General features: G+C 53.1%; 13 protein-coding genes. 8 read left to right on the plus strand and 5 right to left on the minus strand.

What is annotated here, in order from left to right; genetic code table 11:
• Positions 1-78 precede the first annotated feature (78 nt).
• The 8 genes from J2I48_RS13340 (at position 79) to J2I48_RS13375 (ending at position 9,731) form a co-directional block, all read left to right on the plus strand.
• The gene (locus tag J2I48_RS13340) at positions 79-1,806 is read left to right on the plus strand and encodes an IlvD/Edd family dehydratase (protein WP_207335956.1); all 1,728 of its coding nucleotides are present in this window, start codon (positions 79-81) and stop codon (positions 1,804-1,806) included.
• Positions 1,807-1,823: 17 nt separating this feature from the next.
• The gene (locus J2I48_RS13345) at positions 1,824-2,618 is read left to right on the plus strand and encodes an SDR family NAD(P)-dependent oxidoreductase (protein ID WP_207335957.1); all 795 of its coding nucleotides are present in this window, start codon (positions 1,824-1,826) and stop codon (positions 2,616-2,618) included.
• Between the two features lie 17 nt (positions 2,619-2,635).
• Complete coding sequence (gene araD1 / locus J2I48_RS13350) at positions 2,636-3,598, plus strand: AraD1 family protein (RefSeq protein ID WP_207335958.1); 963 nt, start codon at positions 2,636-2,638, stop codon at positions 3,596-3,598.
• An 18-nt stretch (positions 3,599-3,616) separates the two neighbouring features.
• Positions 3,617-5,473, plus strand: a complete 1,857-nt coding sequence (locus J2I48_RS13355; RefSeq protein WP_207335959.1) for an alpha/beta fold hydrolase — start codon at positions 3,617-3,619, stop codon at positions 5,471-5,473.
• 38 nt (positions 5,474-5,511) lie between these two features.
• A complete protein-coding gene (locus J2I48_RS13360) occupies positions 5,512-6,927 on the plus strand; it encodes a glycoside hydrolase family 28 protein (protein WP_207335960.1) in 1,416 nt (471 codons plus the stop codon).
• Positions 6,928-7,372: 445 nt separating this feature from the next.
• Positions 7,373-8,284 (plus strand): helix-turn-helix domain-containing protein, encoded by a 912-nt coding sequence (locus tag J2I48_RS13365; RefSeq protein WP_207335961.1) that lies wholly within the window; start codon positions 7,373-7,375, stop codon positions 8,282-8,284.
• A gap of 92 nt (positions 8,285-8,376) precedes the next feature.
• Positions 8,377-8,814, plus strand: coding sequence for a DUF2141 domain-containing protein (locus J2I48_RS13370; protein ID WP_207335962.1), 438 nt, complete (start codon positions 8,377-8,379; stop codon positions 8,812-8,814).
• A gap of 11 nt (positions 8,815-8,825) precedes the next feature.
• The gene (locus tag J2I48_RS13375) at positions 8,826-9,731 is read left to right on the plus strand and encodes an oxidoreductase (protein WP_207335963.1); all 906 of its coding nucleotides are present in this window, start codon (positions 8,826-8,828) and stop codon (positions 9,729-9,731) included.
• Positions 9,732-9,883: 152 nt separating this feature from the next.
• Here J2I48_RS13375 and J2I48_RS13380 read toward each other — a convergent pair whose 3' ends face one another.
• From J2I48_RS13380 to J2I48_RS13400, 5 genes are all read right to left on the minus strand, one after another.
• Positions 9,884-10,534: an NAD(P)-dependent oxidoreductase gene (locus J2I48_RS13380; RefSeq protein WP_207335964.1), complete on the minus strand. Its 651-nt coding sequence runs from the start codon at positions 10,532-10,534 to the stop codon at positions 9,884-9,886.
• Positions 10,535-10,635: 101 nt separating this feature from the next.
• A complete protein-coding gene (locus J2I48_RS13385) occupies positions 10,636-11,613 on the minus strand; it encodes a DUF4267 domain-containing protein (RefSeq protein WP_207335965.1) in 978 nt (325 codons plus the stop codon).
• 57 nt (positions 11,614-11,670) lie between these two features.
• Entirely contained in the window at positions 11,671-12,285 is a 615-nt protein-coding gene (locus J2I48_RS13390; protein ID WP_207335966.1) for a Crp/Fnr family transcriptional regulator, read from the minus strand.
• 436 nt (positions 12,286-12,721) lie between these two features.
• Entirely contained in the window at positions 12,722-13,840 is a 1,119-nt protein-coding gene (locus J2I48_RS13395; RefSeq protein WP_207335967.1) for an L-dopachrome tautomerase-related protein, read from the minus strand.
• Between the two features lie 3 nt (positions 13,841-13,843).
• Positions 13,844-14,698 (minus strand): SDR family oxidoreductase, encoded by an 855-nt coding sequence (locus tag J2I48_RS13400; protein ID WP_207335968.1) that lies wholly within the window; start codon positions 14,696-14,698, stop codon positions 13,844-13,846.
• Positions 14,699-14,712 lie beyond the last annotated feature (14 nt).

Consider the following 14,712-nt stretch of genomic DNA (forward strand, 5'->3'; position numbering starts at 1 on the left):
ATGTCCTACTAAATATTGTATTTAGTCCTACTTTTTAAGTAAGTTGCTGCGTCGGCCTCTAATCGGGCCATTAACAACATGAGCGAGTTACCTCAACCGATACCCCTTCGTAGCCAAGAGTGGTTTGGCAAACGCGGCAAAGATGGTTTCATCTACCGCGCTTGGATGAAGAATCAGGGCATTCCCGCTCATCAGTTCAACAACAAGCCCGTCATCGGCATCTGTAACACCTGGTCGGAACTCACGCCCTGCAACGCCCACTTCCGCGAACTGGCGCAGTCGGTACGGGAGGGCATCATCGAAGCCGGTGGGTTTCCGCTTGAATTTCCGGTAATGTCGCTCGGCGAGTCGATGATGAAGCCTACGGCCATGCTGTACCGCAACCTGGCCAGCATGGACACGGAAGAATCCATTCGGGCCAACCCGCTCGACGGCGTGGTCATTCTGGCGGGTTGCGATAAGACAACCCCCAGCACCGTAATGGGGGCCTGCTCCGTCGATATCCCCACCATCGTGGTGTCGGGTGGTCCGATGCTGACCGGGATGCAGCGGGGCCAGCCTATCAGCATCAGCGACGTTTGGCGGTTAAGCGAACGGGTAAAAACCGGGGAGGTGAGTACCGACGAGATGGAGGAAGCCGAGGCCTGCACTTGCAGAAGCCGGGGGCATTGCGCCGTGATGGGTACCGCTTCCACGATGGCCTGCATGGTGGAGGCCCTGGGCCTTACCCTCCCCGGTAATGCCGCCATCCCCGCCGCCGATTCGCGGCGAAAGGTGTTGGCCCACTACTCAGGGATGCGGATTGTGGGGATGGTGCGCGAAAACCTCCTGCTTTCGGACCTGCTCACGCGCCAGGCCTTCGAGAATGCCATCCGCATAAACACAGCCATTGGCGGGTCCACGAACTTCGTGATTCACCTGCTGGCCATTGCGGGTCGGATTGGCGTTGACCTGCGCCTCGATGAGTTCGACGACCTGGCCCGCGACATACCGCTGATCGTGAACCTGCAACCGTCAGGACAATATTACATGGAAGACTTCTTCTACGCGGGTGGCCTGCCGGTGGTCATCAACCAGCTGCTGCCCCGCCTGCACGGTGGGTGCCGTACCGCCAATGGGCTAACTATCGCCGAAAACTATGGGGAGGTGGCGAAGCATCCGACCGATGTGATCACCCCGGTCGACAACCCCGTCAAGGCCGAGGGCGGGCTGGCCGTGCTGACGGGTAATCTGTGCGCCAATGGGGCCGTCATCAAACCCTCGGCAGCATCGCCCCACTTGCTCACTCACCGGGGGCAAGCTGTTGTTTTTGAGACGATTGAGGACTACAAGGTCCGCATTAACGACCCGGATCTGGCTGTTACCGAAACCAGTGTCCTGGTACTGAAAAACGTGGGGCCGGTGGGCTACCCCGGCATGCCGGAAGTGGGCAACATGGGCCTGCCCGAAAAGCTGCTTCGGGCGGGCGTGACCGACATGGTCCGCATCTCCGACGGACGCATGAGTGGTACGGCTTTCGGTACGGTGGTGTTGCACGTCTCGCCCGAAGCCGCTGTGGGAGGGACACTGGCCCTGGTCGAGACCGGCGACTGGATCGAGCTGGACGTACCTGGCCGCACGCTGACCCTGCTGGTCGATGAAGCCGAACTGGACCACCGCCGACAGCAGTGGCAACCCCTTCCCCTGCATATGAATCGCGGTTACTGGCACCTCTACCAAACCCACGTGCAGCAGGCTCACCTGGGAGCCGATCTCGATTTTCTGCGCGGCCATTCGGGCAGTATCATTACGCGGGAATCACACTAACGTACCTGTCAAGTACTATGGCTTTTGACATTGATCTATCGTCGAAAATAGTTCTCATTACCGGCGTGTCGTCGGGCATTGGGGCGGGCATTGCCCGGATGTACGCCAAAGCAGGCGCACAAATCGCAGGGTGCGCCCTCGAACCCAATCCCCACCCCCATGTCCAACAGTTTAGGGAGAGCGTACTGACTGAATCGGGCCGCGAGGCGTTGTATGTACAAGCCGACGTAACGCGGCTGACTGACCTGGAAGCCCTTGTAGCGGCTACCGTAGCCCGGTTTGGGCGTATCGACGTGCTGGCTTCCAATGCTGGAGCCAATGTCTTTTCGGGAGCCGACCAGTGCACCCCTGACGAGTGGCGGCACAACCTGAATCTGAACTTGGAGTCACACTGGCAATTAGCGCGACTGTGTAAACCCTACCTGGAGGCATCGGGCGAGGGGGTCATCGTCATCAACAGCTCGTGTCATGCATTCAGCAGTTTGCCGGGCTGTTTTCCGTATAATATTGCCAAAACGGCCCTCAAGGCCCTGGTACAGAGCCTGACGCTCGAATGGGCACCGGCTATCCGAACGGTGGGGGTCGCGCCCGGATTCATCGACACTGACCTCACGAGGGTGTATTTCGATACGTTCCCCGACCCCGCCGCCGAGCAGCGGAAAACGGAGCATCGGTTTCCGATGAAACGGCTTGGAACTCCTGCCGACATCGGTGCCTGGTTCGTGTTTCTGTCCAGCCCGTTTGGCTCCTACGCCTCCGGCCAAACGTACCTGATCGATGGGGGCAAAGCGGCGGTAATGATGGACGATTAATAACTTCCTATTACATTATGAGATTAATCCAATTTGTCGACCACATAAAGCAGCCGCACGTTGGCATTGTGGATAACGACCGTATCTGCATGCTGCATACCGTTTCGTCAACGTATGAGCTAGCCCAACTGGCTTTTGAGTCAAACACGCCGCTGGTTGATTTGGCCCGTCAATTAGCATCGGACCGGTACGAAGACTACGCCACGCTGCTCAGCGATAACCGGGTGCTAGTGCCACTGGCTCACCCCGACCCGTATCACACCTGGATTACGGGCACGGGCCTGACGCACTTAGGCAGTGCCGCCTCGCGCGATGCCATGCACCAGAAGCTGACAGCCAACGCTGAGCTAACCGACACCATGAAAATGTTCAAACTCGGCGTGGAGGGCGGGCAGATGCAGGGCGACGTACCAGGTGCGCAACCCGAATGGTTCTACAAAGGCAACGGCCTGATGGCCGTTGCGCCGGGCCATCCGCTGCCCTCGCCGCCGTTCGCGCTCGACGCAGGTGAAGAACCCGAACTGGTGGGAATTTACGTCAACGATGCCACGGGGACGCCCCACCGGATTGGGTTTGCCGTGGCCAACGAGTTTTCCGATCATCAGATGGAACGGATGAACTACCTCTACTTGGCTCATTCCAAGTTGCGCCCCTGTTCCTACGGCCCTGAACTGCTGCTGGGCGACCTGCCCGATCACCTCGTAGGGGTGAGCCGTATTCGGCGCGGGACCGACGTAATCTGGGAGAAAGAGTTTCTGACCGGCGAGGCTAATATGAGCCATAACCTGGCTAATCTCGAACATCACCACTTCAAATACGATCTGTTCCGGCAACCGGGCGACATGCACGTGCATTTCTTCGGCACCGCTGTAATTAGCTTCGCCGACGGCATCCAACCGATTGATGGTGATGTATTTGAGATCCAGATTGATTCCTTTGGAGCACCGCTCCGAAATCCGCTGCAACTGATTTTGCCCTAAATAACCCCTTAACCCGCCATGAAACAAGTCATTATTCTAGGGGCCACCGGCTTCATCGGTAGCCACGTGGCCGAGCAATTTCATCAGGCGGGCTACGCCGTGACGGCCCTGGTGCGGGCGGGCAGCGATACTACTGCTATCCGCCCGTTCTGCACCAAAATTTGTTCCGTTGATTTTAGTGATGAAGCCGCCCTAACTACCCAGTTGACAGGTTTTGCCTTGCTGGTTAATTGCCTCGCGCGGGTGAAAGTCCATGCCACACTGGCGGAGTTGAACACGGTGCAGGTAACGCTGACCGAGCGCGTGACGCGGGCGGCTATCCGAGCCGGGGTAGGTCGGTGCCTGCTGCTAAGCACAGTCGAGATTTATGGGTTCGGGGGTAATCCGGTAAAGACTGAAACGGAGCCGTATTGGCCTACGCATGCCTTTCAACGCTCTTTTGCTTCAAAAGAGCAGGCGTTTACAGTCCTGATGACCGAGGCTAAACAGGCTGGTTCGTTAATAGACTATGCCATACTGCAACCCGCAAGCACTATTGGTCGGCGTGAGGGCAACTCATCGTTTTTCGCACACCTCTATAAAGCCCACCGCGAGGGGCTATACCCGTTGCTCGATGGCGGCAAAGCCCGCGTGTCGCTGGTCGATACCCGCGATATTGGCCGGGCCATGGTGCATCTGGCCGAACAGCCCGAACCGCTGGGTAAAACATACCTGCTGAAAGGATTCAACACCACCTGGCACGAGCTAAAGCAGACCATCGACCTCTTCACTGGCCGGATCGCTCGGACCATTCAACCCCCAGCATACCTGATGGCAGGGCTGGCCCGACTACTGGAGCAGGTGACACCCTACCGCCACGAACCGACTATTACCCCCCTGGCCGTTGACCTCTTCACAAAAGATGTACTCATCAATGACCAGCGGCTCACCGACACGGGTTTCAGACCTCGCTTTTCGTTGGAAGAAGCCGTAGCCGACGCCATAACGTACCTCGACCCAAGCGTGGTTAATCCCCCTGAGTCGCTGTTTGACTGGAAAGGGCAAGGGAGATACACCGTCTACAATGGTTATCGGCAGTTTTACCGTGACACGCTCACTGACCACCTAAGCACCGTGCTACTGTTGCATGGCTTCCCAACTTCTTCCTGGGATTACCACCGGCTATGGCTCTCGTTGTGTCAGCATCACCGGCTGATCGCCCCCGACTTCCTGGGTTTTGGCTTCTCTGACAAACCCCGCCAACACACTTATTCCATTCAGCATCAAACGGATAGCATCGTGTCGTTGCTGCAACAGCTTGAAATCAAGGCGGTAACGGTAGTGGCACATAACTATGGCACCATCGTGGCGCAGGAGCTATTGGCTAGGCAGCGGGATGGTACGCTGCCTATTAGGCTCAATCGGGTTAGTTTCCTGAACGGGGCCTTATTCCCTGAACTCCACCGGCCAACGCCTGTTCAACAACTACTGCTTAGTCCGTTGGGGGCGGTGTTGGTGCGACTAACCACCAAAGGGCTTTTCGCCCGAAGCCTGAAAGCGGTATTTGGCCATGATACCCAACCTGACGACGCCGAGGTAGCCAACCTGTGGCAGTTGGTTCGGTACAACGAGGGACAATTACTGGCCAAAAAATTGCTTCATTACGTCGCTGACCGACGTACCCACGCCTTGCGCTGGACAACGGCCATGACCCAAACAGACGTACCGCTTCAGTTCATCAACGGCATCGACGACCCCGTGTCGGGGTTGCCGGTAGTGGAAAAATACCTGGCCGAGGTACCCCATCCGAACGTCGTACAACTTGATCACATCGGTCATTATCCACAGCTAGAAGCCGCCGGGCGGGTTGTTCAGGCGTTGGAGGCGTTTATTTAATGTGCTACCCTCATCATTCTGTTAACTAACTCATACATATGTTCCGACTTGTCGCGCTGCTTTGTTTGCTCTGTACTACCTACAAGCTAGTCTTGGCCAACACCTACGATGTTAGTAAATCGGGTTGCAAAGGAGATGGCAAGACTATTAACACCAATGCCATCCAGCGCATCATTGACCGGGCCAGCAGAGACGGGGGTGGTACAGTCTATGTACCCACGGGGCGGTTTGTGACCGGTACATTGCAGCTTAAATCGAACGTTACTTTGGAGTTGTCGCCAGGGGCGGTGCTATTGGGCGCGGCCGTCCGGTCGGCGTACCCATTGCTCAAATCAACCGAGCGACGCATTGCGGGAAACTATGCGTTGATTTTTGCCGATGGGCAGTACAACATCGGCATCACCGGAGCCGGGTCCATCGACGGGCAAGGTGACGCACGGGTGTTTCAATCGGGCAAGGATGATGCCTACGAACGGCCATTCCTGGTGGTGCTGTACCGCTGCCGTCAGGTACGTCTCGAGAAAACCACCTTTCGCAACGCGGCCAGTTGGACAACGCACCTCTCCGATTGCGATCAGGTGACGGTGCGCGGGCTACACATATGGGGCCATGCCAACCAAAACAACGATGGCCTTGACCTGGACGGTTGCCATAACGTAACAGTCGCCGACTGCCTCATCGATGCCACCGATGATGCACTCTGCCTGAAAGCGCAAAACCGGGCTTGTCAGTACATAACCGTCACCAACTGTGTGCTATCTACCCACAGTAACGCCATCAAGTTTGGCACTGTCAGCAATGGTGGGTTTAAGCACATTAGCATCTCGAACATCATCGTCCGTCCTTCGGAGGCCAAGACCTTCAACAGCCCCTTTGGTCTGCGAGAGGGCATTACGGGCATTGCCCTGGAATCAGTGGATGGTGGCACCCTGGAGAATGTGCTAATTCAGCAGATCATGATGGACAGTATTCACGTCCCCATCTTCCTGAAAATCGGCGACCGAGGGCGTCGGTCACTAGCTCAAGTGGCACAGCTACGGAATATTCGGCTGCAAAACATCACGGCCTACCACGCAGGCATCACCAGCAGTTCCATCACCGGCATGCCGGGCCGCCTAGTGGAGAACGTGGTGTTAAAAGACATTTATATTTCCTGCAAAGGTGGCGGCACGGTGGCCGATGCTAACGTGACCAGCGTAGGGGAGAACACGAGCGGCTATCCTGACCCGCGCTGGTTTGGGGGCAACCTGCCTAGTTATGGCCTTTACGTGCGGCACGCCAAAGGCCTCACGCTCGACAATGTACAGTTTGTGCTCGAAGGCACCGATGCCCGCCCGGCCGTCCTCCTCGACGATGTCAGCGATTCATCGCTGGAACGCGTCGTGGCACCGGCGGGTCAGGCGGGTCAGCCGGGAGTAAAGTCGCAAAACGTGCGGCAGGTACGTGGGCTATAGTAGTGCCGGAATAGCAGTTCGCACCCTATTCGCGGGTTTGTATCAGAGGCCCGTTGGATAAACTGTTCCGCTTCGGCAAGCCGGTCAACGGGAAGGTCGTCCGCGTTATAGACGGTGCTGGAGAGCAATTCTTGAGCGTCGGAAGCCATTGCCTGTCGGAAGGGGGCAGTAAAAAGCCGTAGCCAGTCTATCATATTGTTTAGCCACGCGGCCTATTAGAAGCCTGCGTAGACATACACCGAACACGCTACGAAACCCTTACTGAGTAGGAAAATTTCACTTCTACATGAACAACGACCCATTGTGGGGCCTTGGGAGGCTGCAAGGGTCCTTTGTTTGTTAGTATTGGTATAATCGTGCTGAAGCGGACTTAACTTTCACCGTTATGACAAAGCCCTAGCTTAGTAGTAATAACCCCAAATACAAGAAGAGAACGAGTAAAAGCATGAGCAATAAACATATTGACACTGTAAACCACGATAAGTTCGTTGCCCAATACACAGACGCGATTTCTGAATCGTACAACTTCAAATCAAGTGCAATACAGATTTATCCTTTATCCATTGCCTCTTCGTTTATAAAACTTCCTAGCCCTCTCTTCAGAACGAATTATAATTTTTTACTTCTTTTTTTATCGGGCGGCGGTAGGCAACAGGTTGATAGCGAAATTATAGACTTAAATGCTAACGATGTCTTATTTATTAGGGAAGGTCATCTTAATTCAATTATAGCCATCGATCAGAATACAACTGGCTATTTTATTCATGTTGACAGCACCCTTCTACCGCAGATTATAACAGACGGTACCTTAATTGATCGGCTTACTTTTTATCCAAAACATACCATCGCTGTCCCAGAAATGGAGTGGATTTGTACATGCTGCGATTTGATCGCTGCTCAACAAACGGATGCTATTCATACCAATCAAATTCAGTCTGCCCTGCTTAAAGCAATTTTCTTGAAATTAGCAGAAGCCTCTGCTACAACAATCTGCCAACCAGACCGGCAGGCCGATATTACTTTACAATTTAAAAGACTATTGTATGACAATTTTATCATAAACAGAGAAGTGAAGTTTTATGCTGACGCGTTAGCTATATCAGAGAATTACTTAAACAAGTGCGTGAACTATTGCACCAACAAACCGCCTAAGCAACATATCAACGAAATGGTGATTGGTCACAGTAAAATACTCCTACAAGACTGGTCGAGGGATATTTCTCAAGTAGCCTTTGACCTGAACTTTTCAAACCCATCCTACTTTGGCAGGCTGTTTAAGCAATTGACTAAGCAAACACCTACAGCTTACAGAGACGCACTTAGGCAAGAATTGTCCGAGCAAAGTCAAGGTTTCTGACTGTGGAATATCAACTGATGCGCTCAACTTTGCCGGACTAAAGCTGCTTCAAGTAAGAGTAATCAGCCAGTAAATCTCAACAAACACGAGCCATGCTATTTTGTAATTATCCGTTTGTTACTCTCAGCCTGTTGGCAATAACGCTAGGCAGCGTTAAAGCGGTGGGCCAGCCGTCAACCTTGCAGATTGACATTTCCGCTGTTCGAAAGAACAGCGGAAAAATTATTGTCGAACTATACAAAGACAAAGCGAACTGGTTGACGACCCCTTTTCAGCGGTTAACGTTATCGACGGATGAAAGTACAAAAACAGCTTCATTCAACGTACCACAAGGCAAATACGCTATATCCATTTACCAGGATGTAAATGGGAATGGTAAACTAGATCAGAATTTCCTTGGTATTCCCAAAGAACCGATAGGCTTTGGGAATAATTACAAGCCATTTGGTAAGCCAAAATTTGAGTCAGCGTCAATTGACTTTACCTCAGCATCAAAGCCGGAATCAATCAAATTAATTAACGCGCTTTAAGAGAGGAGTCAATGAACAAAAAATGGACTCTGGAACAGGTTCCTTCACAGGAGGGGAGAGTTGCTATTGTTACGGGGGCGAATAGTGGAATAGGTTACGAAACGTCCCTTGGCTTAGCCCAAAAAGGCGTTGAGGTAGTTATGGCCTGCCGAGATTTGAGAAAAGCAGAAGAGGCAAGATCCAGGCTAGTAGCTAAGTGCCCCACTGCAAAAATTAAAATTAGGAAGGTTGACGTAAGTAGCCTTCGTGAGGTTAGGGACTTTGTCAATCAGTTCCGCAAGCAGTATGAACGGTTAGACCTGCTCATTAATAATGCAGGCATCATGATGTCTCCCTACAAAGTCTCAGAGGATGGCTTTGAAAATCAGTTGGCCACCAATTACATCGGTCATTTCGCTCTTACCGGCTTATTGCTACCCATACTCACGGCCACACCAAGGTCTAGGGTGGTCACTCTGAGCAGTTTATCCTACAAGTGGGCGGAGATTCAGTTCGACGATCTTCACGCTAAGGAAGGCTACAGTCGGCGTAAAGCCTATGGGCAGAGTAAACGGGCTTGCTTGATAGTTGCGTATGAACTACAACGTAGGCTAGCCGCTGCCGGCTATGACACCCTGTCGGTAGCCGCCCACCCGGGGCTTTGCAAAACGAATCTTGATCAGTACTTTCCTGCTTTGATAAGACCGCTCGGCAATCTCTTTTTGCAAACCGCTAAACAGGGGGCACTCCCCGTTCTGTACGCTGCACTGGCCAACGACATACAAGGAGGGGAATTCATTGGCCCCGACGGTTTTCAGCAAATGAGAGGTTATCCAACAGAGGTAGATTCTGACGACTATTCAAAAGATGAACAGGTGGCTAAACGTTTGTGGAAGGCAAGCGAGGAGATGACCAATACCTACTATCTTGGTGCATAAGTCCGCCAAAAGCCTGACTGCGAGATTGATACCGGTAAATTTCCTCCCGATCCGGTTCATCATTTCATTATCCACTGAGGCATCGCACCGGCCCGTCAGCGGCTCAGTGTAATTGGATAATACGCTCATTCTCTACAGCCAATCATATTGGATCAACCGTTTGTGACATACGGCATTTTACCGACATATTTTTTTTTGGCGAACTCCTTTAACATAAAATCAGCTAGGTCGGCACGGGTTATTTTGATGCCTTTCACCGTTCCGACGTGACCAACCTGGTAGCTGCCTTTGGCGGGAGCTTCAGTTAGCAGGGGCGCGCGAACAATGGTCCACTCAAGGCCACTGTTTCGCACTACCTCGGCGTGGCTGATACCGTCCATCAGTTCATTCTTCGCGCCTTTGCCCGCCATTTGCTTCATGATAAATACGATCAGGTTATCAATAAAGCCAGGTTTATCGTTGGCCGGGTCGCCCACCACGCCCCCCGTCAGACTAACGAGTCGCCTGATGCCCACTTGTTTCATCGCCTCGACAATCAGCCGGGTAACCTTCGTCTGGAGATCAGGATCACTAGTTTTATTCTGCCCCAGACAACTCACTACCCCGTCGGTGTCGTGAACGGTTTGTTGCACGTTGCTCACGTCGAGCGCATCACCTACGATTAGTTGAAGATTTTTGTGTGTAATGGGCATTTTCGACGGGTTGCGTACTAAGGCTTTCACGGTATATCCTTGATCTAACGCTTGCTTGACCAATGGAATTCCAGTGCGGCCAGTAGCCCCAAAAACGGCAATAGTAGTCATGATAGAGTGATTGTAATGGAGTTACTAACGTGCCGGGTAAAGTCTCCGACCGATGCGTAACAGCGAGAAGAGATTAGTGCCGGCGAGCTGCTGCCGACCCTTTATTTACCCTCTTTCGCACCTAACTGGTACGTTTTCGTATCACCATTCGGCATGTACCCGTTGTTGATGTACTTTCCTTTCAAATGAGACAATGTTCCCCGTCTGATGGCACGAGTCGCCAAATAAGCAAAGAGAGGTTCAGCTACTTTTTGGAAGCCCACCATGTGCGAATCGTTTAAGCGGATGAATAACGCTAAATCACTTAACTTCTTCGGTGTTCCGCTCTTGCTGGCTAACCCATCATTCGCCAACCCTTTAGAAATAAGGAGTGCTTCTTCAAACTCCTGATTGCCCGGTGAAATGGTCACTTTGACTACGCTTTCCTTACCGGATGTATTGTTGAAAAAATGCTTTTGCTCCCGTTGGATGGTGGCTGTCTGCCCTTCATGTAGCGTCAGGGTCTGATCACCCTGGCCAACGGTTAATTCTCCCTTCAGCATCTCGAACGTTTCTGAAAATAAGTTGTGGTAGTGCCAGGGCGTACTTTCGCCGGGGAGTATATTGAATTCCAACACACTGTTTCCGCCTTCCGATGCTGAAGTGATGCGTTTCGCATAGGCATTTCCAATCCTGGACGGATTCGCCGTCGATTCAGGGGTTGGTCGCCGCAGACAATAACATAGTGTCCATAATGTAATCGCTGTGCCGCCGTGAATGAGCATAGCCCCCAGGTTACTGCCGGGAGTCTGCCATACAATAAGCATATCGGCAACGGGAATGATTGAACCCGCCAGCAGGGTTAGAAATAGCGGTTGTCGGTAGTGATACCAGGCCAGCAGGAAAATGACCAAGCCGGAAAATAGATCCCGAATGCCTTTGATAGAGTGAAAAGCGTAATTGGGTTGCGCGTAATTGAGACCAAACCCTGTTTCTCCGGCTTCGGGAGCGAGCAAAAAACGACCACCGATGAAGAGCAGCCCGACACCAAGTAGTAGGCTGATAACCCGAATTGGAGACGAAATACGTTGCGTTGTCATAACCTTGTGCGTTTAAAAGTACCGCACAAAATTGCCCCGCTGCCGAAACCTACGCATTCACTCAGGTGAAGAAAGACGTGTATACTCCTTACCCGCCCAACGCGCCCGGATGCGACTTAACGACTGGGGCTTTACTCCTACGTAGGAGGCAATATGGTACTGAGTCATACGGGCCGAAAGCGAGGGATACTCATTCAAGAATGTCTGATAACGTACCTGCGGGGGATCCGTATAGAGTGAGATGAGTTGTCCCATCGTTTTCACGAAAATCTGTTCGATCACTACCCGGCCAAACCGCTCACCATACATCAGTTCTGCGAACAACCTTTGTAGATTGGCGAACGAGATAAAGACTAGTGCTGAATCCTCAATGGCTTGAATAGCTCGTCGGCAGGGTCGTTGCGGAAGAAAGCTTTCATAATCACAGACAAACTCATTTTCTGCACCAAAGCTATACGTCTTCTCGTCCCCATCCTGATTGACAAAATACCGTAACAGGCCGGTCTGAATGAAGCCTACATGCTGGCAAACCAGCCCTGGTTGTACAAAATAATCTCCCTTTGCCAACAGCCAGGGCTGGAACAACGTCTGGATCAGCGCGGCCTCTTTTTCGTTGAGCGGTATGATTTGTTGGATCGTCTCAATCAGGGCCGATTGGGGAGAGTTTAGCATAAGGAATGTGATAGTTTCGGGAGTTATGCAAACTGGTCTAATTGCCTGCCCCAAGATACTACCGTAGCGGCAGACCGTCTTTTATGCCCTACTCAAGATCCTGTTTGATTTCCTGAAGCTGAAACGGGTTTTATGTGAAAGCCCTGCCTAGTTACTTAGTTGTAATTTGTGCGGATGAACAAGCTACGAAGATCGAACCGCTGGGCCAACCAACGTGGCAAAACAACTCAGTGGTCGGGAACCGTAAGACTTCGAAACCATCACGCGAACCTATTTTGCCCGGTCACCCTACCGGGAACGTACGGTCGGAAGTTGGCTGTCAGCCTTGAAAAAGTTCATGAGGCTGACATTTGTACCTGCACCGGGTGCCCATCAACGCGAACGACTAAATCAATGATCGATGATTCCTTATCGAAATACTATATCGTCAGCCAAGTCAATACCTGAACCGGTAGATGTAGTAGGGTTTGTGAGAGGTGATATGGGCTTTGGATTGGAGCATCTGGTCAGGAATATCGCTGTCAGCCAGGTACGTATACCCGTCGCCACCAAAACTCAGGCCATCGGCCCACCGGATGCGGGGATCTTTCAGCAACGTTTGGCTGCGGCCATCCGGTGCTATGATGGCCACGCCTGAATGCTCGACGTCGGTGATGAGCGTGTTACCCCGACTGTCCACCCGGATGCCGTCACTGAGGGGCTTTTTGCTCACCAATTGTACTTGCTCGCCTACGACCTCGTTGCTGAGCGAGAAATTGGTAAGTGCCGCCACCGGCACCCGGTACAGCCCATCGTGCGACATGGCGGCGTAGTACACGTACTTGCCATCGGGACTGGCGTCGAGGCCGTCCACACCAGGCATCAGATCGACCAACCCACCGAAAAAGCGCATTTTCTTGATCGGGTTCACCGGTACGTACCCCTGGCTGGCAACCGACGGGTGGTTGTCTAACCGGCTCGCCGACCGGCCCGTTTGGGTGTCGTACACGGCGATAGACGGTTGTTTTCGCCAAAAACTGACATCTGCTATGTAGACATACCGGCCATCGGGCGACACCGACAGGTCGTTAAAAAAAGACCCCAGTTCGGCCACTTCGCGCGGAAACGTGTACTGGTGCGCCACCCGATTATTTGTCAGGTCAAACGCCGTCAGCGTCACAGTGGTGGTGCCGTGATTGCCGTGGTCAATCACCCACAGACGATGTTGCTGATCGGTGTAAACACCCAGCGGGGTATTGAAAAGGGCCTGAGCCGCCGCGCTGGGGTAGGGGACTCCCTTGCCGTTAACCACTTCCAGCAGCTTGGCTCCCTCCGGGCGCGATTCAGGGTGTACCGTAAAAAACACCCGCGTGGGTCGGCCGGTATCGGTCGAGGCGGCTACGTTGCCGATGGGTTCGGCGTAGGCAAGCACCGTTTCGAGTGCTCCGGCTGTCAGCACGGGCTTACCCGATAAATCCGGATAGGTACGTCCGCCACCAAATCGGACATACACAATTGTCAGAATGCCGATTAGCAGTAGACTAATAATCAGCAAAGCAGTTCGTAAGCGGCGCATAGCTCAGGTAGTTGCGGGTTTGTAGCTTTTCTCAACCACGCTCTTTATGATGCCGTGAAACCAAGTGAGGGGCAACAGGCGGCGCATAAACAGCAACATACCCGTTTGGCTGTCGCCCGTCACGTAGCGCATCCGGTCAGAAGGATCATTGGCTGCTTTGAAGAGCGTTTTAGCCACTACTTCCGGCCCCGGCGCAGTAGCTCCTGCTTTCTGGGAGTTAGCCATCGCTACCAGTACGTACTCGTCGTAGGCGGTCAGGCCGGGCTTGGTGAGCACATCCTGCGAGCGGTCGTAGAAGTCAGTTTTGATGGCGCCCGGTTCGATGTTTTTGATGCGGATGTTGAACGGTTTTAACTCAAACGACAGGGCTTCGGTAAAGCCTTCCACCGCCCATTTCGTGCCGTGGTAGATGCTATAGATGGGAAAGGTAATCAGTCCACCCATCGACGTGACGGTCAGGATGGTGCCGTCGCGCTGCTCGCGGAAGTGGGGCAGTATCTGGCGGATCACGTTCATGACGCCAAATACGTTGGTGTCGAATTGCCGTTGCACCTGTTCGGGCGTGGCGGCTTCAAACGGTCCCACAGCCCCGTAACCCGCGTTGTTGATGATCGCATCGATGCGCCCGAAAGTGGCAATGGTGTTCGTGATGGCCTGCCGGATAGAGTCGGTATCCATCACGTCGAGCCGGAACAGTTTTACGTTAGGCAATGCACCCAGCGAAGCAGCCCCCAATGCGGTTTCTTTTTGTGGTGAGCGCATGGTAGCGGCCACATTCCAGCCCTGCTGGGCAAAGTAAGTAACGGTGGCCCGGCCAATGCCCGACGACGTACCGGTGATTAAAACGGTCTTGTTCATGATGAAAAATGATT

Origin of the sequence: Fibrella aquatilis, from assembly GCF_017353255.1 — a bacterium.
GTDB classification, from domain to species: domain Bacteria; phylum Bacteroidota; class Bacteroidia; order Cytophagales; family Spirosomataceae; genus Fibrella; species Fibrella aquatilis.